At 75.4% G+C, this 22,875-nt stretch carries 15 protein-coding genes; 4 read left to right on the top strand and 11 right to left on the bottom strand.

Annotation, left to right across the window (positions count from 1 at the left end):
• Positions 1 to 10 precede the first annotated feature (10 nt).
• Complete coding sequence (locus ATJ88_RS14100; RefSeq protein ID WP_098464368.1) at positions 11 to 3,535, top strand: proline dehydrogenase family protein; 3,525 nt, start codon at positions 11 to 13, stop codon at positions 3,533 to 3,535.
• Between the two features lie 91 nt (positions 3,536 to 3,626).
• Here ATJ88_RS14100 and ATJ88_RS14095 read toward each other — a convergent pair whose 3' ends face one another.
• Positions 3,627 to 3,980: a DUF6221 family protein gene (locus ATJ88_RS14095; protein WP_098464367.1), complete on the bottom strand. Its 354-nt coding sequence runs from the start codon at positions 3,978 to 3,980 to the stop codon at positions 3,627 to 3,629.
• 134 nt (positions 3,981 to 4,114) lie between these two features.
• Here ATJ88_RS14095 and ATJ88_RS14090 point away from each other — a divergent pair, with 134 nt between their 5' ends.
• Together ATJ88_RS14090 and ATJ88_RS14085 are read left to right on the top strand one after the other, a co-directional pair.
• On the top strand, positions 4,115 to 4,936 hold the full coding sequence (locus tag ATJ88_RS14090; RefSeq protein ID WP_098465369.1) for a patatin-like phospholipase family protein: 822 nt from the start codon (positions 4,115 to 4,117) through the stop codon (positions 4,934 to 4,936).
• Positions 4,933 to 6,015 carry a 1-acyl-sn-glycerol-3-phosphate acyltransferase gene (locus ATJ88_RS14085; RefSeq protein WP_245852445.1) on the top strand — a complete coding sequence of 361 codons (1,083 nt, stop codon included), beginning with the start codon at positions 4,933 to 4,935 and terminating at the stop codon, positions 6,013 to 6,015. Before ATJ88_RS14090 ends, ATJ88_RS14085 begins: the two co-directional genes overlap by 4 nt.
• Here ATJ88_RS14085 and ATJ88_RS14080 read toward each other — a convergent pair.
• From ATJ88_RS14080 to ATJ88_RS14055, 6 genes are all read right to left on the bottom strand, one after another.
• Positions 5,961 to 6,971 carry a LacI family DNA-binding transcriptional regulator gene (locus tag ATJ88_RS14080; protein WP_098464366.1) on the bottom strand — a complete coding sequence of 337 codons (1,011 nt, stop codon included), beginning with the start codon at positions 6,969 to 6,971 and terminating at the stop codon, positions 5,961 to 5,963. The two genes, ATJ88_RS14085 and ATJ88_RS14080, sit on opposite strands and share 55 nt — an antisense overlap.
• 19 nt (positions 6,972 to 6,990) lie before the next feature.
• Entirely contained in the window at positions 6,991 to 8,541 is a 1,551-nt protein-coding gene (locus tag ATJ88_RS14075; RefSeq protein WP_098465367.1) for a glycoside hydrolase family 1 protein, read from the bottom strand.
• A gap of 74 nt (positions 8,542 to 8,615) precedes the next feature.
• Positions 8,616 to 9,536: a carbohydrate ABC transporter permease gene (locus ATJ88_RS14070; protein ID WP_098464365.1), complete on the bottom strand. Its 921-nt coding sequence runs from the start codon at positions 9,534 to 9,536 to the stop codon at positions 8,616 to 8,618.
• Positions 9,533 to 10,696, bottom strand: coding sequence for a carbohydrate ABC transporter permease (locus ATJ88_RS14065; RefSeq protein ID WP_098464364.1), 1,164 nt, complete (start codon positions 10,694 to 10,696; stop codon positions 9,533 to 9,535). The genes ATJ88_RS14070 and ATJ88_RS14065 overlap by 4 nt, the downstream gene beginning before the upstream one ends.
• 128 nt (positions 10,697 to 10,824) lie before the next feature.
• Positions 10,825 to 12,153: an ABC transporter substrate-binding protein gene (locus ATJ88_RS14060; protein WP_098464363.1), complete on the bottom strand. Its 1,329-nt coding sequence runs from the start codon at positions 12,151 to 12,153 to the stop codon at positions 10,825 to 10,827.
• Positions 12,154 to 12,399: 246 nt separating this feature from the next.
• Positions 12,400 to 12,900 carry a DUF2505 domain-containing protein gene (locus tag ATJ88_RS14055; protein ID WP_098464362.1) on the bottom strand — a complete coding sequence of 167 codons (501 nt, stop codon included), beginning with the start codon at positions 12,898 to 12,900 and terminating at the stop codon, positions 12,400 to 12,402.
• Between the two features lie 72 nt (positions 12,901 to 12,972).
• On the opposite strand from ATJ88_RS14055, the gene ATJ88_RS14050 reads away from it, so the two are divergent.
• Positions 12,973 to 14,448, top strand: coding sequence for a sensor histidine kinase (locus tag ATJ88_RS14050; RefSeq protein ID WP_098464361.1), 1,476 nt, complete (start codon positions 12,973 to 12,975; stop codon positions 14,446 to 14,448).
• A 63-nt stretch (positions 14,449 to 14,511) separates the two neighbouring features.
• Here ATJ88_RS14050 and ATJ88_RS14045 read toward each other — a convergent pair whose 3' ends face one another.
• The 4 genes from ATJ88_RS14045 to ATJ88_RS14030 form a co-directional block, all read right to left on the bottom strand.
• Positions 14,512 to 14,760 (bottom strand): WhiB family transcriptional regulator, encoded by a 249-nt coding sequence (locus tag ATJ88_RS14045; RefSeq protein WP_068204216.1) that lies wholly within the window; start codon positions 14,758 to 14,760, stop codon positions 14,512 to 14,514.
• 195 nt (positions 14,761 to 14,955) lie between these two features.
• On the bottom strand, positions 14,956 to 19,317 hold the full coding sequence (locus ATJ88_RS14040) for an FtsK/SpoIIIE domain-containing protein (protein ID WP_098464360.1): 4,362 nt from the start codon (positions 19,315 to 19,317) through the stop codon (positions 14,956 to 14,958).
• 144 nt (positions 19,318 to 19,461) lie between these two features.
• Positions 19,462 to 22,017 (bottom strand): ABC transporter permease, encoded by a 2,556-nt coding sequence (locus ATJ88_RS14035; RefSeq protein WP_098464359.1) that lies wholly within the window; start codon positions 22,015 to 22,017, stop codon positions 19,462 to 19,464.
• Positions 22,017 to 22,829: an ABC transporter ATP-binding protein gene (locus ATJ88_RS14030; protein WP_098464358.1), complete on the bottom strand. Its 813-nt coding sequence runs from the start codon at positions 22,827 to 22,829 to the stop codon at positions 22,017 to 22,019. Before ATJ88_RS14030 ends, ATJ88_RS14035 begins: the two co-directional genes overlap by 1 nt.
• Positions 22,830 to 22,875 lie beyond the last annotated feature (46 nt).

The raw sequence follows: 22,875 nt of genomic DNA, 5'->3' as shown, positions 1-22,875 counted from the left end.
CAGTGGTGCCATGAGCACTTCTGTCCCTGCGCGGAGCACCAGCACCCCGGGCGCCGCGGAGACCGCCGCCCTGGTCGAGGACGCCGTCGCCCTCGCCCACTCCTGGATCGCCGCCGCCCACGAGGCCGGCGCCACCACGACCCGCGCCGACCGGCGCACCCGTGCCACCGCGGAGCGCCTCGGCGCGCTCGTCGCGGACCCCGCCGGCCTGGAGCTCGCCGTCGGGTTCGTCGACGACGTCGCCCGCCCCCAGGACGTCCGCGTGGCCGCGAAGGCGCTGGCCCGGCTCGGCCGCGACGCCGGTGCGGCGTCGTTCCTGTCGCCCGTCGACCGCGCCCTGTTCAAGGTCGGCGCGGCCGTCGCCCCCACGCTGCCGTCCGTCGTCGTGCCCGCCGCGCGCGTGCGCCTGCGCCAGCTCGTCGGGCACCTCGTCGCCGACGCCGGGTCGGGTCTCGGCAAGCACCTCGCGCGGACCCGCGCCGAGGGCTACACCCTCAACGTCAACCTGCTCGGCGAGGCCGTCCTCGGCGCCGACGAGGCCGACGCCCGCCTGCGGCGCACGCTCGAGCTCGTCCGCCGACCCGACGTCGACTACGTGTCCGTCAAGGTGTCGTCCGTCGCCGCCCAGCTCGTCACGTGGGACCTCGACGGCTCGCGCGAGCGCGTCGTGGAGCGCCTGCTGCCGCTGTACCGCGCGGCCCGGGACCACGGCGTGTTCCTCAACCTCGACATGGAGGAGTACCGCGACCTCGCCCTCACCACGGCCGTGTTCCGCGACGTCCTCGACCGCGACGAGCTGCGCGGCCTCGAGGCCGGCATCGTCCTGCAGGCCTACCTGCCGGACGCCCTCGGCGCGCTCGACGAGCTCACCGCGTGGGCGCAGCAGCGCGTCGCGGCCGGCGGGGCCCGCGTCAAGGTCCGGCTCGTCAAGGGCGCGAACCTCGCCATGGAGCACGTCGAGGCCGAGCTGCACGACTGGGCGCTCGCGCCCTACGGGACGAAGCCCGAGGTGGACGCCAACTACGTGCGTCTCCTCGACCACCACCTCACCCCCGAGCGCACCGCCGCCGTGCGCGTCGGCGTCGCCTCCCACAACCTGTTCCACGTCGCGCTCGCCGTGCTGCTGGGCCGGGCCCGCGGCGTCAGCGAGGGCCTCGACGTCGAGATGCTCCAGGGCATGGCCCCCCTCGAGGCGCGCCTCGTCAAGGGCGAGGTGTCCAAGGACGGCGGCCGCGTCGTGCTCTACACCCCCGTCGTGCGCGACGAGGACTTCGACGTCGCCATCTCCTACCTCGTGCGTCGCCTCGAGGAGAACGCCGCCGTGCAGAACTTCCTGCACGCCTCGTTCGCGCCGCCGGTGGAGGTGCCGGGTGTGTCCGGCACCGCGATGGACCGCCAGGAGGTCGCGTTCCGCGCGTCCGTCACCCACGGCGTCGACTACGACCCGCAGGACGTCGCGCCCCGGCGCCGCTCCCGGTTCGCCGCCGACGGCACGCCCGGGACGCCGCAGGAGCCCGCCGCGGCGTCCGACCGACCCGGCGCCCCCGTCGGGTTCCGCAACGCCGCCGACACCGACCCCGCCGTCGCCGAGCACCGCGCCTGGGCCGCCCGGATCGTCGGCCCGGACAGCGGCTTCGTGCCCGTGCAGGCCCCCGAGGTGACCGACGTCGCCACGATCGACACCGCGGTGGCCCGCGCCGTCGAGGTCGGGGCCGCCTGGGCCGCCGTCGCCCCCGCCGACCGCGCCCGCGTCCTGCGCGACGCCGCCCGCCGCCTGGAGGCCCGCCGCGGCGAGCTCGTCGCCGCCGCCGTCCACGAGGCCGGCAAGACCGTCGCCGAGGCCGACCCCGAGATCACCGAGGCCGTCGACTTCGCGCACTACTACGCCGCCGCCGCCGAGGCCCTCGACACCGTCGACGGCGCGACGTTCCACCCCGACGGCGTCACACTGGTCACCCCGCCGTGGAACTTCCCGGTCGCCATCCCCGTCGGCGGCGTCCTCGCGGCGCTCGCGGCCGGGTCCACCGTGCTCGCCAAGCCCGCACCGCCCACGCCGCGCTGCTTCGAGCTCGCCGTCGGCGCCGTCCAGGACGCCCTCGACGCCGCCGCGGACTCCCTCGGGCTGGCCGCCGACGTGGCCCACGACGTCGTCCAGTACGTGCGCGTCCCCGACGGCGACCTCGGCCGCCACCTCGTCACCCACCCGGACGTCGCCCGCGTCGTGCTCACCGGCTCGATCGAGACCGCCGAGATGTTCGCCCGCTGGCGGCCCGGACGACCCGTCCTCGCCGAGACCTCCGGCAAGAACGCGCTGATCGTCACCCCGTCGGCCGACCTCGACCTCGCCGTCGCCGACCTCGTCAGGAGCGCGTTCGGGCACGCCGGGCAGAAGTGCTCCGCGGCGTCCCTCGTCATCCTCGTCGGCCCCGTCGGCGACCCCACCACCACGACCGGCGAACGGTTCCGCCGCCAGCTCGTCGACTCGGTGCGCTCGCTCGCCGTCGGGCCGGCCACGTCGCTGTCGACCGTGATGGGTCCCCTCACCGAGCCGGCCGCCGGCAAGCTGCACCGCGCGCTCACCACGCTGGAGCCGGGGGAGACGTGGCTCGTCGAGCCGCGTCGCCTCGACGACGTCGCCGCCGCCGCGGGCCTCGACCCCGACCGCCTGTGGACCCCCGGGCTGCGCGACGGCGTCGCGCCCGGCTCGTTCTTCCACCTCACCGAGGTGTTCGGGCCCGTCCTCGGCATCATGCGCGCCGACACCCTGGAGCAGGCCGTCGCGCTCGCCAACCAGGTGTCGTTCGGGCTCACCGGCGGCATCCACTCCCTCGACGCCGACGAGGTCGCGACCTGGCTCGACACCGTCGAGGTCGGCAACGCCTACGTCAACCGACAGATCACGGGAGCGATCGTGCAGCGACAGTCGTTCGGCGGCTGGAAGGCCTCCGCCGTCGGACCCGGCGCCAAGGCGGGCGGCCCCAACTACGTCGCCCAGCTCGGCGCGTGGTCCGACGCCGGCGACGTCCCGGACCGGGCCGGCGACCCCGAGGGCTGGCTCGCCTGGGCGCGGACCTCCGACGACGACGCCTGGACCCGTGAGTTCGCCCGCGGCCACGACGAGTCCGGCCTCGACGTCGAGGAGAACACGTTCCGCTACCGGCCCGTCGAGCACGTCACCGTGCGCGTCGGCGACGGCGCCCTGCCCGTCGAGGTGCGCCGCGTGCTCGCCGCCGCCGACCGGGCCGGGGTGCGCGCCGTCGTCGTCCCCGACTCCGACGCCGGCTGGGGCGTGCCCCACGAGCCGGCCATGACCCACGAGGCGTTCGCCGCCGCCGTCGAGGCCGGCGAGGTCACGGGGCGGATCCGTGTCGTCGGCACCGCCCCCGGCCTGCGCGCCGCCGCCGTCGGCCGGCTCGGCGAGGTCGCCGTCCTCGACCACCCGGTCGTCGCCGCGGGGCGTCGCGAGCTGCTCACGTTCCTGCGGGAGCAGGCCGTCAGCCGCACCCGGCACCGCTACGGCCACCGGCGCGCCTGACCCCCGGCGAGGACGTCCCTCCGGTCGCAGGTCGGGGTACCGACCCGCGACCGGAGGGACGACCTCGCGACCGGCGGTCCGGCGCCGTCGGCTACAGCCGCCACGCCTCGTCGTAGTCGGGGTGGTCGGCGTAGGGCATGGCCAGCGAACGCAGCATGCGGTCGCCGACGTACGCCACCCCGCTGCGCTCCCGCGACCCCAGCGCCCGGTCGAGGTCCCGGTCCATGTCCAGCCCCGTCGCCTCGTAGGCGAGCTCGAGCATGTGCCGGCGGGCCCGGATCTCCGCCAGGACCCGCGACGGCCGCCAGCGCAGGATGTGGTCCGTCAGCTCGTCGTACCGCGACGAGAACGGTGGCGTCTCCAGCCCCGAGGAGACGAGGTCAGCCGCGCCGGCGACCTTCTCGTCCTCGTCGAGCCGGCGTTCCAGGAACTCGGTGATGCTCATCGGTGCTGCCCTTCGTGCTGTCGACGTCCTGCCCCCAGTACCTCACGTCCGGTCAAGGGCCGCGACGACGGCCGTCGGCACCGTCCGGCGCGGACGCCCCGCGCCGCGCGGAGCACCGTGAGAGCATCGGGTGCGTGACCACAGCGTTCGTGCTCGGAGGCGGCGGGGTGCGCGGCGCCGTCCACGTCGGGATGATCCAGGCGCTGCTGGAGCAGGGGGTCCGGCCCGAACTCGTCGTCGGCACCTCCATCGGCGCGATCAACGGGGCCGCGCTCGCCGCCGATCCCACGCCCGCCGTCGTCGACCGGCTCGTCGAGGCCTGGGCGTCTCCCGTCGCCGCGAGCGTCTACGGCGAACCCTGGTACCGCCAGATCGGGCACCTCGCCCGGTCCCGCACCCACGTGTTCGACCCTGCCAAGCTGCGCGCCCTCGTCGAGGGCACCGTCGGGGACCACCGCACGTTCGCCGACCTCGAGGTGCCGCTCGTCGTCGCCGCCGCCAGCATCGAGCGGGCCGCCGAGCACTGGTTCGACACCGGACCCCTCGTCGACGCGATCGTCGCGTCGGCGTCCGTGCCCGGCGCGCTGCCGCCCGCCGAGATCGACGGCGAGCACTTCCTCGACGGCGGTCTCGTCAACTCCATCCCGCTCGGGGAGGCCGTGCGGCGCGGCGCCACCACCGTGTACGTCCTGCAGGTCGGGCGGGTCGAGGAACCCCTCACCGTGCCCCGCACCCCGTCCGACGTCGCGAAGGTCGCCTTCGAGATCTCCCGGCGCCACCGGTTCTTCCGCGAGCTCGCGGACGTGCCGCTCGGCGTCGCCGTGCACGTCCTGCCCTCCGGCGGGCCCGTGCCGGGCGACGAGAAGATCGGCTCGTTCCGGCGGCTCGACGCCACCCGCGACCGAATCGGCCGGTCCTACGACGCCGCCCGCACCTACCTCGCGGAGCACGCGTGATCGCCCCGCCACCCCGCTGGGTCCGCCGTGTCCTGCTGGCACCCCTCGTGGTCGCCCTCGCCGTGGTCATGGTGCCCACCGCCCTCATGCTCGCCCTCGTCGTCGGCGCCGCCCTCACCTGGGTGCTGCCCGGACGCCTGCGCCTCCTGCGCGCGCTGTGGATGGCCGCGTTCTACGTCGTGTGGGACGCCGCCGCGCTCCTCGCCCTCCTCGGCCTGTGGATCGCGTCGGGGTGCGGGCTCGCCGCCCGCCGCCCCTGGTACCGGCGTGCCCACGTCCGTCTCGCGCGCGGCATGCTCGCCGTGTTCTTCTGGCAGGTGCGCTGGACGTTGCGCCTGCGCATCGACGTCGAGATCGTCGACGGCGACCGCTCCGACGGCGCCCTGGTCGACGCGCCGCTCGTCGTCGTCAGCCGGCACGCGGGACCCGGGGACTCGTTCATCCTCGTCGACCGGCTCCTCGGCCTCGCCGGACGCGCCCCCGCCGTCGTCCTCAAGGACACCCTCCAGTGGGACCCGGCCGTCGACGTGCTCCTGCACCGGCTGCCGTCCGCGTTCGTCACCCCCGCCGCACGGCGTCCCCCGGGACGTCCCGGCGCCCGTGAGACGGTCCACCGCATCGCCCGCGACCTGACCGCCGGTGACGCCCTCGTCCTCTTCCCCGAGGGCGGCAACGTCACCCCTCGGCGCCGCGCCGCCCGCATCGACGCGCTGCGCGCCGCCGGTCAGGAGGACCTCGCCCGCCGGGCGGAGGCGATGGGCAACGTCATGGCACCCCACACCGGCGGGTTCTCCGCCGCGCTGGACGGCGTGCCCGGTGCCGCCGTCCTCGTCGTCGCGCACACCGGTCTCGAACGCCTCGTCACCCTCAGGGACATCTGGCGCGAGCTCCCCATGGACAAGACCATCACCCTCGGCGGACGCCTCCACCGCCCCGGCACCCTGCCCGCCGACGACGTCGGCCGCGCCGCCTGGCTGTTCGACCAGTGGGAGGTCGTGGACCGCTGGATCGCCGAGCGCACCCCTCAGGCGGAGTCGCCCTCGACCAGGCGGGGCACGAAGATCCGCGGCTCCGGGTAGACGACCTCGCCCGCGAGCATGTCGAGCAGCGTCGACGTCGCCGCGGCGACCATCTCCACCACGGGCTGCAGGACGGTCGTCAGGCGCGGGGTGGTGAGCTCCGCGCCGAGCGCGTCGAACCCGACCACCGCGACGTCCTCGGGGACGCGCCGACCCTGCTCGCGCAGCACCTGCAGCGCACCGGTGGCCATGAGGTCGGACGCCGCGAACACGCCGTCGACGTCCGGGTGCTCGGCCAGGACCTGCGCCATCGCGGCGGCACCGCCCTGCACGGTGAAGTCGCCGTGCGCGACCGCGTCCGTGGGGAGCCCCGCACGGGTCAGGGTCTGGCGCCAGCCGTCGAGCCGGTCGAGCGCGGCCGTCATGTCCTGGGGTCCGGTGAGGGTCGCGACGTGGCGGCATCCGCGGTCGACCAGCCGCTGCGTCGCCACGCGGGCGCCCGCCGCGTTGTCCACGTCGACGTAGTGCAGTCCCGCGCTGTCGAACGGGCGGCCGACGAACACGCCCGGCAGCGACCCGGCCCGCAGCTCGGGCTCCAGCCGGTCGTCCTTGTGGTGCGAGGCGATGATGACGCCGTCCACGTGCCCGCTGTTGAGGTAGCGCGCGATGTGGCCGGGACGCTCCCCGGGCCGCGCCAGGAGCAGCACGAGCTGCAGGTCCGTGCCGCCCAGGCCCTCGCTGACGCCGCGGACGACGCCCGCGAGGAACGGGTCGGTGAGGATGCGGGCGTCCGGCTCCGGGACGACGAGCGCGATGGAGTCGGTCCGCCGGGTCACGAGCGACCGGGCGGCCCGGTTCGGCGCGTAGCCGAGCCGCACGATGGCGGCGTCCACCGCCTGCTGCGCCTCCGGCGAGACGCGTTCGCCGCCGTTGATCGCCCGCGACGCGGTGGAGCGGGAGACGCCGGCCGCGCGGGCGACGTCGTCGAGCGTCGGGGCGATGTGCTTCGTGACCACGGTCTGATTCTGCCTTCTGTCAGTCGCGAGCCGGGACTGCGTTGTCTCGGGCAACCTGCGCGTACCAGCGGCCGGAGGCCTTCACGGTACGTTGCTGCGTCGCGTAGTCCACCCGGGTGATCCCGAACCGCTTGGAGTAGCCGAGCGCCCACTCGAAGTTGTCCAGGAGGGACCACGCGAAGTAGCCCCGCACGTCGGCGCCGCCGTCGATCGCGTCCTTGAGGGCGCGCAGGTGGGCGTCGACGAACGCGAGCCGGTCGGCGTCGTCCACGCCGCCGTCGTCCTGCACGACGTCGGGGTACGCCGCGCCGTTCTCCGTCACGTAGAGCGCGGTGCCGCGCGGGCCCGTGTAGTCCTCCTGCAGACGCAGCAGCAGCCGGGTCAGACCCTCGGGCTGCACCTCCCAGCCCATGTCGGTGGTGGGCAGGCCGCGGCCGTGCGGGTGGATGCCGTCCGGCACCGGGTTGGGGGAGCGGGTCTCACGCACGGGGCCGTCGGCCGGCACGGCGCGCTCGCCGTCGGGTCCGGCGGTGCCCTGCGGGGCCTGCGCGGGCGGCGTCGCGGACACCGCGCCGCCGTTGTAGTAGTTGACGCCCAGCACGTCCAGGGGCGTGGAGATGATCTCCAGGTCCCCGTCCTGCACGACCTCCGCGAAGCCGAGGTGGGCCGTGTCGTCCAGGACGTCCGGCGGGTAGGCGCCGCGGAACACCGGGTCGAGGAAGATCCGGTTGAACATGCCGTCGTCGCGGCGCGCGGCGTCGACGTCGGCCGGGTCGGTCGGGTCCACCGGGTCGGACACCGTGAAGTTCAGCGTCAGACCGAGCGTCGCCTCCGGGTCCCGCTCGCGCAGCGCGTTCACCGCGAGCCCGTGACCGAGCAGCAGGTGGTGCGCGGCGGCGAGGCCGTCGGCGGGCGAGGTCCGTCCCGGGGCGTGCACGCCCGCGGTGTAGCCGAGGAACGCCGAGCACCACGGCTCGTTGAGGGTGGTCCACACCTTGACCCGGTCACCGAGGGCCTCGTGCATCGTGACCGCGTAGTCCGCGAACCGGTGGGCGGTGTCGCGGCGCGGCCAGCCGCCCCGCTCCTCCAGCGCCTGCGGCAGGTCCCAGTGGTACAGCGTCAGCCACGGCAGGACGTCCGCCGCCAGCAGCTCGTCGACGAGCCGGGAGTAGAAGTCCAGGCCCGCCCGGTTGACGGTGCGGCCGTCCGGGACCACGCGGGCCCACGACGTCGAGAACCGGTAGGCGTCCAGGTTCAGGCTCGTCATGAGGGCGACGTCCTGCGGGTACCGGTGGTAGTGGTCGCAGGCGACCGACCCGTCGTCACCGTTCACGACGGCGCCGGGCACGCGGCAGAACACGTCCCAGACCGAGTCCTGGCGGCCGTCCTCGGTGGCGGCGCCCTCGATCTGGAAGGCGGCGGTCGCCGCGCCCCACAGGAAGCCCGGGGGGAACTCGACCCGGCCGGTGCTGTTGGGTGTCGCGCCGACGAGCGGCGACGACGGCACGAACGGGACCGTTGTGCCCGGCGCGGCCGTGCGTGCGCCCGTGCTGGAGGTGCTCTGCGTCATGGCGTCCATCCCTGGGAGGATCAAGACGTCGCCCGGGCCGGCCGGCCCGGGCGACGCCGGGGGAGTGCGGTGGGTCAGCCCTTCACGGCGCCGGCCATGATGCCCGCCACGAGCTGTCGTCCCACGAAGGCGAACAGCACGAGCAGCGGGAGCGTCACCAGGAAGATGCCGCCCATGACCAGCGAGTAGTCGACGAAGTAGTTGGCCTGCAGCGACCGCACCACGAGGGGGAGCGTCGGGTTCTCGTTCGTCAGGATGATCGAGGGCCAGAAGAAGTTGGTCCACTGCTGCACGAACGTGAACAGCCCGAGCATCGACGCGGCGGGCAGCGCGGCGGGCAGCGCGACGGACCAGAAGGTGCGGATCATGGAGGCGCCGTCGACGCGGGCGGCCTCGATGAGCTCGTACGGCAGGGCCTCGGACAGGTACTGCGTCATCCAGAACACGCCGAACGCCGTGACGAGGCCGGGGATGATGACGGCCTGCACCTTGCCGTACCAGCCGATCTCGCTCATGAGGATGTACAGCGGGATGATGCCGAGCTGGGTCGGCACGGCCATCGTCGCGATGACGAACACCAGCAGGGGGCCGCGGCCCCGGAAGCTCAGCTTGGCGAACGAGTACCCGGCCAGCGTCGAGAACAGCACCACCGAGGCCGAGCAGACCACGCCGATGAGGACGGAGTTGCCGAGCGCCTTCCAGAAGTTGATGGCGTCGCTGGTGACGACCTCCTGGAACTGGCCGAAGATGCTGGCGTCCGGCAACCACTGCGGGATCGCGTTCTGGGCGATCGAGACCGGGTCGGAGGACCCGAGCAGCAGCGTGAAGTACAGCGGGAAGACCGAGACCACCAGGGCGATCGCGAGCAGGAGGTAGACGACCCAGCCGGCGCGGCGGGTGGCGCTGCCGGAGGCCTTGCCCTGGGCGCGGCGGCGCGCGGCCGCCCGGGCGGCGCCCTTGCCGGCGGTCTGCGCGGTGACGGCGACGGAGCTCATCGGGCGTCCTCCCCGTGGTTGTGGTCCGAGACGTCGGACGGGTGTGCGGTGCGTCGGGTGCTCGGCGCGGTGCCCGGGGCGGGGCCGCCCGCGGAGCCCGACGCCGGGGCGACGGCCGGGACCTCGCCCGCGGCGCGCGCCTGACGGATCAGCTCCCGCGTCTGCCGGCGGCTGACCTTCGGGCCCTTGGCGCCCGAGGTGGAGATCCGCTGCGTGACGAGGAAGTTGATCATGCCGATGACGATGATGATGAGGAACAGCAGCCAGGCGACCGCGGCGGCGCGGCCGAACGCCTTCTGGTTGCCCCACGCGACGTCGTAGAGGTAGACGACGGTGGTCATCCAGTCGCGGTCGGGGCCGCCGAGGCCCTGCGCGTCGAACATCCGGACCTCGTCGAAGATCTGGAGACCGCCGATGGTGGAGGTGATGACGACGAAGATGATGGTGGCGCGGATCTGCGGGACCGTCACCGAGAAGAACTGGCGGACGCGGCCGGCGCCGTCGATGACGGCCGCCTCGTAGAGCTCGCGCGGCACGGCCTGCATCGCGGCGAGGAAGATGAGGGCGTTGTAGCCGGTCCAGCGGTAGTTGACCATCGTCGCGATGGCGACGTGGCTGGCGAGGCGGTCGCCGTGCCAGGCGACGGGGTCCATGCCCACCAGGCCGAGGATCTCGTTGATGAAGCCGTACTGGTCGGCGAAGAGGCGGCCGAAGATCATCGACACCGCGACCGGTGCGACGACGAACGGGATGAGGACGCCCATGCGCCAGAACGTCGCGGCGCGCAGGTTCTGGTCGAGCAGCGCGGCGATGACGATCGCCAGGATCACCTGCGGCACGGACGACAGCAGGAAGATCGAGAACGTGTTGACGAGCGACTTCCAGAACAGCGGCTGGTTCAGCACGTCGACGTAGTTCTGCAGGCCGACGAAGTCGCCCTGGCCGCCCAGCAGGTTCCAGTCGTAGACCGACACCACGGCGGTGTAGATCAGGGGGAAGAGCCCGACGACCGCGAAGACCAGGAAGAACGGGGAGATGTAGAGGTAGGGCGAGACCTTGACGTCCAGCCGGCCGAGCCGCTGGGAGAACCCGACGCGCCGCGGCGGGCGTTCGGAGCCGTTGCGCGCGTGCGCCGGCTTGCTGGGGGACAAAAGTGCCATGACTGCTTCCTGTACGTCTCTCCGCTGACGAGGGGGCGTGCCGGGCCGGCCGCCGGGGGAGGGCGGCCGGCCCGGGGGTGGTGCGTGGGGCCCGCTGCGGCGGTCGCCTCAGCGGGCCCCGGGGTGCGTCACTGGATGACGTTCGGCACCTCGGCGACGGCCTGCTCCCACGACTTCTCGGGGTCGTCACCGGTCAGGTCGACGCGGTTGATGGCGTTCTGGACCTCGGTGTGGATCGCGAAGTAGTTCGGGCCCTTGAACGGGTTGCCGGTGATCGCCTGGGCACGGGCCGAGAAGATCGCGCCGGCCGGCGCCTCGTTCATGAACTCGTTGACGAACGACTGGACCTCCTCGGAGCCCTGCGCCTCGAGCTGCGACGGGAAGGTGCCCGCCTCGGTGAAGGCCTGCGTCTGGACCTCGGGGGAGGTCAGCCACGCGGCGAGCTGCTTCGCGGCGTCGGTGTGGGCGCCGGACGCGGGGACGGTGAGGAACGAGCCGCCCCAGTTGCCGCCGCCGCCGGGGAAGACGTCGGCGATGTCCCAGCCCTCGACGTTGCCGGCGTTCTGCTCGATCGGGCCGGTCATCCAGGCCGGGCAGAGCATGGTGGCGAAGGCGTCGTTCTGGAAGCCGGCGGCCCAGTCGTCGCCCCACTGCTCGAGGCCGGCCGACAGCTTGTCGTCGACGGAGGCCGTCATGAGCTGGTCGTAGAGGTCCTTGACCTCGGTGTTGGAGGCCAGGTCCTTCGGCTCGCCGGTGGACGGGTCCTCGTAGGCGGCGTCGACCTGGTTGATCATGCCCTGGAAGGTGGCGACGGCGCCGTCGTACCAGGCGTTGCCGGTGGCCTCGACGTACTCCTTGCCGGCGGCGAAGTAGGAGTCCCAGGTGGCGGAGTCGCCACCGATCCACTCGGCGACCTCGTCGCGCTCCGACGGGAGGCCGGCGGCCTCGAGCAGGTCGGAGCGGTAGCAGATGGCCTCGGGGCCGATGTCGGTGCCGTAGCCGATGAGCTTGCCGTCGGGCGTGGTGGCCTGGGCGACCTTCCAGTCGACCCAGCGGCCGTCGAGCTCGGCGTCGGTGAGGTCGGTGAACAGGTCGGGGTACTGCATGAGCTCCGGCAGCCAGTCGACCTCGATGGCCTCGATGTCGGCCAGGCCCTCGCCGCCGGCGGCGAGCTTGGTGGTGAGGTTGGTGCGCGCGTCGGCCGACTCGGCGGCGGTGACGTGCTTGACGGTCACGTTCGGGTTCTCGTCCATGTACTGCTGGAGGAGCTCGTCGGTGTAGCCGAAGTTGTTGAACGTGGCGACGGTGAGGGTGATGTCCTCGTCGGCGGAGGTGGAGCCCTCGGAGGTCGGCTCGGCGTCGCTCGAGCAGGCGGTGAGGACGATTGCGAGGGACGCGATGCCGGCGGTTGCCGCTGCGACGCGGCGCGCCTGGCGGGGGCGGGTGCTGCTGAGCACGGTGACTCCCTTGTCTGGGTCGATACAGGACGGACGTGCTGGGAGCGCTGTGTCGGCGACGACGTGGTAGCGCTTCCACGGCCGACCACGATGTTTCCCCTGTTCGTGGGCTCGCGTCAAGCCTTGTGTGGGAGCGATGCCATGACGTGACGTTCCTCTGAGGCGTTTCCGCAGGTCAGCGGCCTGGTGGGAGCGCTTCCGTGACCAACATGTGACCTGACGACACGCCGGACGGCGCGCCCCGGGTCACGGTCGGGCCAGCCACTCCCGCGCTGCCTGCTGCTCCGCGGCGAGCGTCCCGCGCACCGCGGACGCCGCGGCCTCCTCGACCGCCGTCGCGAACAGCGGGACCGACGAGCGCACGTCGAGGTCGTACCGGTGCCGCGAACCGCCGGCCCCGTCGTCCTCCAGCAGGAGCCGGCCCGTCAGCCGCACGGGGGCACCCGTGAACTCCACGACGATCGTGCCGACGTGCCGTCCCTCGACCGGCGGCTCCCACGCCTCCGTCTGGCGCACCTCCACCCGGTCGCCCACGAGCGGCCGCAGCTGGGGCGGGATGACGTCCGTCGGGAGGGTGCGCCGCAGCGACACCGTGAAGCCCTGGCCGGGATCGCCCGCCACGTCCACGGGCCCCACCGCCCCGACCTCCGGGGCGTGGGAGCGCCACCGCACGAACTCCGCGTCGGCGAGCACGGCCGCCACCGTGGTGACGTCCGCGGCGTACGTCAGCTCGACCGACAGGTGCACGCGTTCACCCTACCGGCAGGTCCCGGGACGGCACCCCCGCCGCACCGCCGTAGGCTGTGGGACGTGTCAGCCATGAGTGACCTGATCGCCGAGCACACCGACCTCGCCGAGGGGGACGTGGAGTGGCTCCACCTCCTGGTGGGCGACTGGCAGATCATCTCCGACCTCGCCTTCGCCGACCTCGTGCTGTGGCTGCCCACGCGCGACGGCCGCTTCGTCGCCGGCGCGCAGTGCCGCCCGAGCACCGGGGCGACCGTCCACTACGACGACGTCGTCGGGTCCTTCGCCCCAGACGGCCACACCGGCCAGCTCGCCGCCGCGATGACCGAGGCACGCGCCCAGCGGTCGCGCGAGCCGCGATGGTTCGGCGCCTACGCCGTGCGCGAGGAGGCCGTGCCCGTCGTGCACCGCGGACGGGCCGTCGCCGTCGTCGCGCGACAGACCAACCTCGGGTCCGGCCGCACGCCGAGCCGCCTCGAGCTCAACTACGTCGAGTCGGCCGACGACCTGCTCGCCATGGTCGGCCGGGGCGAGTACCCGTCGCCGAACGCCGCCACCGGGCCGCGGCGCGGCGCGCCCCGCGTGGGCGACGGGCTCATCCGCCTCAACTCCGAGGGCGAGGTCCTGTACGCCAGCCCCAACGCCCTGTCGTGCTTCCACCGGCTCGGCGTCATCGGGCCGCTCGTGGGACAGTCCCTCGTCGAGGTCACCGCCGGCATCGTCGAGCAGCAGGACACCGTCGACGAGTCGCTGCCGCTGGTGGTCATGGGCCGCGCGCCCTGGCGCACCGACATCGAGGCCGGCCGGGTGGCGCTGTCGCTGCGGGCCCTGCCGCTGACCGACCACGGGCAGCGCGTCGGCGCCGTGCTGCTGTGCCGCGACGTGTCCGAGCTGCGGCGACGCGAGCGCGAGCTCATGACCAAGGACGCGACGATCCGCGAGATCCACCACCGCGTGAAGAACAACCTCGCGACGGTGGCCGCCCTGCTACGGCTGCAGGCCCGCCGCATGGAGGTGCCCGAGGCGCGGGCCGCGCTGGAGGAGGCGATGCGCCGCGTCGCCACGATCTCGCTCGTCCACGAGTCGCTGTCGCAGACCCTCGACGAGCAGGTCGAGCTCGACGACATGCTCAAGCGGGCGCTGCGGCTGGCCGCCGACGTCGCGTCCACGCGCACCAAGGTGCGCACCGAGCAGTCCGGGTCGTTCGGCATGGTGCCCGCCCAGGACGCGACGCCCCTCGCGCTCGTGCTGACCGAGCTCGTGACCAACGCCGTCGAGCACGCGTTCCCCGGCCGCGAGTCCGGCACGGTCGTGGTCGACGTGAGCCGCGACGGCCCGTCGCTGCGGATCGTCGTGGCGGACGACGGCGAGGGCATGCGCAACGGCATCGAGCAGCTCGGCCGGAGCGCGCGCAGCGGCCTCGGCTCCCAGATCGTGCGGACGCTGGTGACCAACGAGCTGCGCGGCCGCATCGACTGGCGGCCCCGGGACGGCGGGGGCACCGAGGTCGTCCTCGAGCTCGACCTGCGCGTCGAGTCCCACCGCTGAGGCGGGACGACGAACGCCCCCCGCGCGGTGCGCGGGGGGCGTTCGTCGAAGGGTGCGGGGTGCTCAGCCGGCGCGGCGGGCCCGGGCGGTGCGGCGCTTGAGGGCGCGGCGCTCGTCCTCGCTCATGCCACCCCAGACACCGGCGTCCTGGCCGGACTCCATGGCCCACTTGAGGCAGGTGTCGACGACGTCGCAGCGGCGGCACACGGCCTTGGCCTCCTCGATCTGCATGAGGGCGGGGCCGGTGTTGCCGATGGGGAAGAAGAGCTCGGGGTCCTCGTCGAGGCAGGCCGCCTTGTGGCGCCAGTCCATGTCATCTCCTCTGGTTTCGACCTGGACGGGGGCGCGCCCGTGAGAGGTCGATTCTCAAGGGGGAGTCCGCCGTGTCCAGGTCCGGATGGCCCGGGTGTTTCCGGGGGTGGGATCTGCCTACCAGGGTCACACCTCGTGAACCCAGGCACAAGGGGTTACGGTCACATTTCTGCCGTGTGAACCCTGAGGGTTTCATCACACTGCACAGATCTCGGGGGGCGACGTATCCTCACGCCCATGGCCGCAGCCGAGCCCGAGACCCCCGCCGTCGGCGGGCCCCGACCCCGCCTCGTGGGGGGAGTCGTCGCCGCTGTCGTCGTCGAGGCCCTGTTCTTCGCCGTCTTCGCCGGCGCCGTGCTCGTCGAGCTCGTGGGCGGCGGGTCGTCCAACACCGGCGTCAGCGTCTTCGTCGTCCTGTTCTTCCTCGCCCTCGCCGCGTTCCTCGTGGGCTCCGCCCGCGCCGTGTGGCAGGGCCGCCGCAGCGGCCGCCCGATCATCATCGGCTGGCAGGCGTTCCAGATCCTCATCGGGTTCGCCCTGCTCACCAGCGGTGCCCTGTGGGCCGCGCTCGCCGGGGTGCTCGCGGTGGCGCTCGCCGCGTTCGTCGTCGTCGCCCTGCTGTCGCGTCGCGTCGTGGAGCACACCGCCGGCTGACGCCGTCCGCGCGGCCACCTGCAACGGCACGGCACGACCGGCGACGACCAGCGCGCCCCGGCCGGGACGTGGCGGTCCCGGGTCGGCGACCTCCCCCAGGGCGGCGCCCAGGACCTCGTCGGCGCCGCGTTCGCCCGGGGCCAGCACGACGCCGGTGCGGCGCCCGCGCAGCTCGGCGACCGGGCCGCGGTGCGCCAGGAGGGCGCCCTGGGTGGTCGTCGCGGCGACGAGGGCGGCGCCGCCGGGGAACGCCGCGAGTCGCTCGGCCTCGACGGGGCAGAGCTGGACCAGCACGTCGAGGTCGTCCACGACCACCACCGCTGCGGGCCCGCCCGGGGCCGCACCGGCCCGCACGCGGGACGGGTCCGCGTCGAGCGCGTCGAGCAGCGCCCGCAGGCCCGCCGCGGTGGGCTCGAACGTCCGCGCCGGCCCGGCGGCCGCCCGCAGGGCCGGGTCCCGCGCCACGACGCCGCGGAGCCGGCCGTCGACGGCGAGCGCCGCCGCGACGGTCCGCAGCGTCGTCGTGCGGCCGGACCCGCGCGGCCCGACGACCAGCGCCCCGTCGCGGACGTCCAGGGCGAGCGGCGTCGCGTGGTCACCGCCGACCCCGACGAGGACCTCGACGGCCGCCCCGGCACCACCGCGACCCCGTGCCGCGCCGGCCCCGGGCCGGGCCAGGTCCCCGGCGTGCACCCTGTCGGGCAGGGGAAGCACGCGCACCGGCGCGACCCGCGGTCGTGGCCCGGCGGGGACCGCGGGCGGGAGCAGCACCTGGCACGTCACCGGTGCGCCGGGACCGAGCAGGACGCCGCGCCCGGCGGGACCGCCGGTCCCCGCGACGTCGGACGGCGCCCCGAGCACGGCGTCGGCGTGCCGGTCGGTCCCCAGCAGGACGAGGCGCGGACCGACGCGGGCCGCGACGCCGCCGACGGTGGCGCCGTCGGCCGACAGGGCGAACGCCGTCCCCGCCGCCCCGAGCGCGGCCGCCAGGGGGTCCCACGGGTCGTGGGCGGAGACCGCCGCCCGCAGCTCCTCCACGCCGTCGACGACCACCAGCACGGGGTCGGGCGGCGTCGTGCCGCGGTCGGCGACGAGCCGGAGCAGCCGGCGTGCACGGCGGGGGTCGTCGGGGCCGGCGAGGGTGCCGAACCCGGGGTGGCGGCGCAGGTCGTCCCACGCGCCGGCGGCCGCCGCCGGGACGAGGGCGTGCACGTGCCAGCCCCGGGCGAGCGCCGCCGCCCCGAGCGCGCGCAGGGTCGTGCTGCGGCCGGACCGGGCCCGGCCCACGACCGCCAGGTGCCCGTCCGTCGGGTCCCACTCCACGGCGGTGCGCCGCTGGCGGTCGGGGTCGTCGCCGAGGGCGAGCGGGAGCGTCCGACCCCGGCCGCCCGCGGTGCCGGTCGGGGCGGCGGCCGTGCCCGCGCGGGCAGGGGTGACGAGGTCGCCGGGCCCGGCGGCGGGGAGGTCCGCGACGGTGGCGCGGTCCGGCAGCGCGGGCAGCCACGGTGCCGGGCCGGGGTGGAGGCCCAGCGCCCGGGCGGCGGCGACCTGGGCGGCGACGGCCCGGCCCACGACGTCGTCGCCCGCGGGATCGCCGTCCGCGGCGTCGCCGCGCCCGGTGGGCCCCGGTGTCGCGGGCGGGTCGGCGGGCGTGCGCCGGTGCCAGGCGGGTGCGCGCCGCACGGCCGGTCCGTCGGTGGCGGGCGCGGCCGCGTGGGCGCACTGCAGCACCACCGGCGTCCCGGCGCCGACGCGCAGCACCGCGCGGCCGGGGGCGGACACGGGGATGCGGGCCGCGGCGGCGTCCTCGACGACGTCGAGGGAGTCCGCGGCGTCGACCACCCGCAGCGCGACGCGGGCGGTCACGTTCGCGCGGACGTCGGCGCCCACGGCCCCCGCGGGTCGCTGGGTGGCGAGGACGAGGTGCACCCCGAGGGACCGGCCCTGCGCGGCGACGCGCAGGAGGCCGGGCAGGAACTCGGGGAGGTCGTCGGCGAGGGCCCGGAACTCGTCGACCACGACGACGAGGCGGGGCAGGGTGCCGGGCGGGGCGTCGGCCAGCGACGCGGCGCGGTGGTCGGCGAGCACGTGCTCGCGGCGGCGCAGCTCGGCGCGGAGCCCGGCGAGGGCCCGGCCGGCGAGGCCCGGCTCGAGGTCCGTGACCTGCCCGACCACGTGGGGGAGGTCGGCGCAGCGGCCGAACGACGCGCCGCCCTTGAAGTCGACGAGCGCGAGGGCGAGGTCGGCGGGGGACCGGGCGGCGGCGAGCCCGAGGACGAGCGACTGCAGGAGCTCCGACTTGCCGGCCCCCGTGGTCCCGGCGACGAGCAGGTGCGGACCGTCGGCGACGAGGTCGAACCGGACGGGCGAGCCGTCGGTGCCCACGCCCAGGGGGACGGACCACCCGTCGGCGCGGGTCCAGGCGGCGGCCGGGTCGGTGAGGTCGACCAGCCCGGCGAGCGGCGCCGTAGCGGGCAGGTCGTCGCGGGCGGGGTCGAGGGCGGGCGTCGCGGGGCCGCCGAGCACGGGGGCGGGGGACGGCACGAGGTCGGCGGTGGAGCGGCCGAGGGCGCGCAGGGCGGCGATCCGGCGGGCGGTGCGCTCGGCGCGGTCCGCGGACACCCCCGCGAGGGGGGCGGTCTCGTCGGTGCCGTCGGGGGCGGTCCGTCGTGTGCGGCCGTCGGTGGTGACCTGCAGCGTGGCGCGGCACCACGAGGGCACGGGCCGGGTGGCTGCCTCGGCCAGGCGGAGCACGACGACGGACCCGCGGCGGACCGCGGCGTCGGCGGCGGCGGCCGCGTCGTCGTCGGGGTCGTCGACGACGAGGACCGCGGCGGGCGCTCCCGTGGTGGTCTGCGGGGCGAGCCAGCGGCACCAGTCCCAGGACCCGCGGCCCGTCCCGGCGACGTCGACGGTGGCGCCGGCCGCGGCGAGGTCGAGCACGAGCGCCCGGGCGGCGGCCCGCGCGAGGTCGGCGGGCCCGGTGACGAGCACCGACCCGTCCGGCAGCCCGGCCGGCGGTGGCGCACCGGCCGCGGTCGTGGTGTCACCGGCGCGCCGGCCCAGGTCGTCCAGGACCTCCCGCCAGGCACCGTCCGACGCCTGGTAGAGGGCGGCGACCCGCGCCGTCGTGCTGCCCGGCGCGGCGCCGGGGACCGTTGGGCGGGCGGGTGTCGTGGGGCGGCGGCGGTGCCGCAGGTACGCGACGAGCTGGGGGCCCACGGTCAGCAGCGCGACCAGCGAGAACAGCGCGTACAGGGGCTGGCGGAACGCGGCGGCGAGCGCCACGGACGCGACGACGGGCACCAGTCCCGCGACGAGCTGCGCCGGGCGCAGCGGCGCCGTCCGGTCCGGGGCGGGTGGCGGGACGAGCAGCGTCGTCACGTCGCCGGACCGGTGCAGGGCGTGCCGGACGCCGTCGACCTCCAGCAGGGTGGGGGCGGGCCACCGGTGCCCCCGCCCCCGCAGGACGTGCCCACCACCCGTCGCGGTCACCCGGCGGACCCGGGCGCGGCCCGACCAGGGCGCCGTGACGCGGGGCCGCCCCCGACGGTCGAGGCGGACCTGCACGCCGGGCGCCGGGGAGAGGACGACGCCGGCGCGCAGCGGCACGAGGTCCCCGGCCGTGGCGCCGGACGCGACCGCGACGAACCAGGGGCTGCGCACCGCGTCGAGGTCCGGGTCCGCGGGGGCGGACCGCACCCGGACCACGGCGCCCGGCAGCAGGGGGCGCCTCCCGGCGCGCGCGTCGTCGTGCAGGGGGACGCCGTCCGCGGTGAGGGGGGCGTGGTCGAGCTCGGGCCGCCGGAGCAGGCGGGCGAGGCGGGGGCGCAGGTCGTCGAGCGGGACGCCGTCCGGCAGCTCGACGTCCTCGCCGGGGGCGATGGTGACGCGGACGGGCATGCGGGCCAGCCTGCCGTCGTCGCCGGTGGCGTGCCGACGTGGTCCACACCCCTGTGGAGAACCGTGAGGGCGACGCCACCGCGCCGTGTCGACCGACCGTCGGTCGACCCCGGCGCGGGGACGTCGCCCTCACGGGTGCGCGGGCTACTCGGCGGCCAGCGCCTCCACCGGCGACGCCTTGAGCGCCGTCCGGGCCGGCACGACCGACGCCACCAGGCCCGCGACGACCGCGACCAGCAGCACCAGCGTCACGTCCAGCCACGGCACGGCCAGGCTGACGTCACCCATGATGCCGAGCGCCGCCGCGGACCCCGCCCAGCCGTACACCAGGCCCAGCGCGATGCCCAGCACCGCGCCGACGCCGGCGATGAGCAGGCCCTCGATCGCGAGCATCCCGCGCAGCTGGGCCTTGGACAGGCCGATCGCGCGGAGCGTCGCGGACTCGCGGCGGCGCTCGATGACCGACAGCGACAGCGTGTTCGCCACACCGATCAGCGCGATGACGACCGCCACCGCGAGCAGCCCGACGACGATCGCCAGCAGGGTGTCGATCACCTGCTCGAAGCTCGCCCGCTCCACGGCGGCGCCGCTGACGTCGGCCACGACGCCCGAGTCCGCGACGACGTCCTGGAGGGTCGGCACGACGTCGTCCGCGGAGGCCACGTCGGCGACGCCGACCCACAGGTCGGTCGTGGGCGTGCCGCCCGTGAGGGCGGCGGTGTCCGCGGCGCTCAGCACCGCGCCCCACGCCTCGACGGGCGCGACGACGGCCCGCAGCTCGAGGCTCTCGTCACCGACGGTCACGGTGACCGTCGCCGGCGTGTCCGCGCCCGTCGGGACGGTCCACGAGGGGAGCAGCACGGTGCCGGGCGCCAGCTCGGCCAGGCCGTCGGTGCGCAGCACGTCGCGCCCCGCCCCCGGGTCGACGCCGACGGCCTGCGGCCAGTACGGCTCGTCCTCGCTCCCGGGCCACGTGATCTGCGGGCTGAACGACGTCACGGGCACGGCTCGTGCCACGCCGTCGGTCCCCGCGACCTGGCCGACCAGGGTGTCCGGCAGCGCGGCCGGGTTCCCCTCCTCGTCGTACTCCGCGGAGCTCACCGTGACGTCGACGGGGTACTGGTCGTCCAGCGCCGAGGTGAGGGACTCGCGGGCGCTCGCGGCGCCGGTCGACATCGTGGCGACGAGGGTGACGCCGATGAGCAGCGCCGTGGAGGTGGCGGCGGTGCGCCGCGGGTTGCGCAGCGTGTTCGCGCCGGCGAGGCGGGCGGTGGGGCCGGAGACCCCGACGAGCCGGACGGCCGCGGCGGTGACCTTCGGCAGCCAGAACACGGCACCGACGGCGACGCCGACGAACGACAGCGTGCCGCCCGCGACGCCCGCGAGGAGGCCGGGACCGGGCTGGTCCGCCAGCCCGAGGGCGGCGCCCCCGGCGAGCAGGGCGAACCCGGCCACGGTGGCCAGCACGGACAGCACGAGCCGGACCTTGCCGGCCCCCCGCACGGCGCTGGGGGCGTCGGCCGGGCGCAGCGCCGCCAGCGGGGCGACGCGGGTCGCGGCGCGGGCCGGGACGAGCGCGGAGAGCACCGTGACGAGCGTGCCGACCGCGACGGGCAGGACCACGGCCTGCCAGGTGAGGGTGATCGTCGCGGGCAGCGGCACCGGGACGTCCATGGCGTGCGCGACCCACAGGGCGCCCTGGCCGAGCAGCGCGCCGAGGACGACGCCCGCGACGGACGCCACGACGCCGAGGATCGCGGCCTCGGTGAGCACGCCGCGCGAGACCTGGCGCTTGTCCGCGCCGACGCAGCGCAGCAGCGCGAGGGTGCGGGTGCGCTGGGCGACCAGCACCTGGAAGGTGTTGGCGATGACGAGCCCGGCCACCAGCAGCGCGATGGCGGCGAAGGTGAGCGTGAAGACGAGGAACATGAGGTCCTGCCCGCCCGTGAAGTCGGCGGTCACGGCCTCGGCCCGCTCGTCGGTCGTGACGACCTCGCGCCCGGTGCCGCCGACGGCGTCGGCGACCTCGCCGCGGGCCGCGGCCACGTCCGCGCCGTCGGCGAGCGCCACCGCGAGCTCGGTGACCTGCGGCTCGCCGCCCCACTGGTCGGCGAGCCACGTGTCGAACGTGGCGGGGGAGACGACGGCGGCGCCGCCGGTCGTCATGAACGCGCCGCTCGGGTCGGCGACGAGCCCGGACACGGTGAACGTCGTCGTGGCGGGTTCGCCGGTCTCGCTCGACCAGGTCTCGACACCGACGCCGTCGCCCACGGCCACGCCGAGCCGTTCCGCGACGTCGGTGGGCAGGGCGACCTCGTCGTCGGCGGCCGGCAGGGCGCCGGAGGTGACCTCGAGCGGCTGGAGGCGGTCGTCGACGACGCCGACGACGCTCTGGTAGACGGTGCGGGACCCGCCGACGAGGGCGACGCCCACGTAGTCCATGACGGCGGTGGCCTCGACGTCGCCGAGGGCGTCGACGTCCGCCACCTGCGCGGGTGTCAGCGGGGCGTCCGAGGTGGCGCTGACGACGAGGTCGGCGTCGGCGTAGCGGGCGGTGACGGCGTCGTAGGTGGTCCGGGTGATGACCCCGGAGGCGAGCAGCGTCGCGGTGACGAATGCGGTGCCGATGAGGATCGCGACGCCGGCGGCGGCGAGCCGGCCCGCGCTGGAGCGCATCTGCGCCAGCGTGATGCGCAGCATCAGGCACGCACCCCCGCGTCGTCGGCCACGGGCGTCTCGAGGGAGCGCAGGGCGTCGAGCCCGGCCAGCACGGCCTCGGGCGTCGGGTCCGTGATCTCGCCGGCGATGCGGCCGTCGGCGATGAGGACGACGCGGTCGGCGTACGCCGCGGCGGCCGGGTCGTGGGTGACCATGACGACGGTGCGGCCGAGCTCGCGCACGGAGCGGCGCAGGAAGCTCAGCACCTCCACGCCGGAGCGGGAGTCGAGGTTGCCGGTCGGCTCGTCGGCGAACACGACCTCGGGCTGGGAGATGAGGGCGCGGGCGATGGCGACGCGCTGCTGCTGGCCGCCGGACAGCTCGCCGGGGCGGTGCGTGAGCCGGCGCTCCAGGCCGAGCGTGCTCACGAGGGTGTCGAACCAGGCGCGGTCCACGGTGCCGCCCGCGAGCTCGACCGGGAGCACGATGTTCTGCTCGGCGGTGAACATCGGCAGCAGGTTGAACTGCTGGAACACGAACCCGAGGCGGTCGCGGCGCAGGCGGGTCAGCTCCTTGTCGCCCAGCGCGGTGACGTCGGTCGAGCCGAGGAAAGCCTGCCCGCCCGTCGCCGTGTCCAGGCCGGCCAGCAGGTGCATGAGGGTCGACTTGCCGGAGCCGGACGGACCCATGATCGCGGTGAAGTGGCCCGCCGCGAAGTCCACGTCGACGCCGTCGAGCGCGCGGACCTGCGCCTCGCCCGACCCGTACGTCTTGGTCAGGGAGCGGGCGCGCACGGCGGGGGTCGGGGCGCCGACGGCGCCGTCGTCGAGGGGGACGAACACGGTGGTGTCCACGGGAGCTCTCCACGTCTGTCGTTGCTGACGGTCTCCCGCACGGGGA

Origin of the sequence: Isoptericola jiangsuensis, assembly GCF_002563715.1 — a bacterium.
Lineage (GTDB): Bacteria > Actinomycetota > Actinomycetes > Actinomycetales > Cellulomonadaceae > Isoptericola > Isoptericola jiangsuensis.
This window is presented reverse-complemented; position numbering and strand designations above follow the sequence as displayed.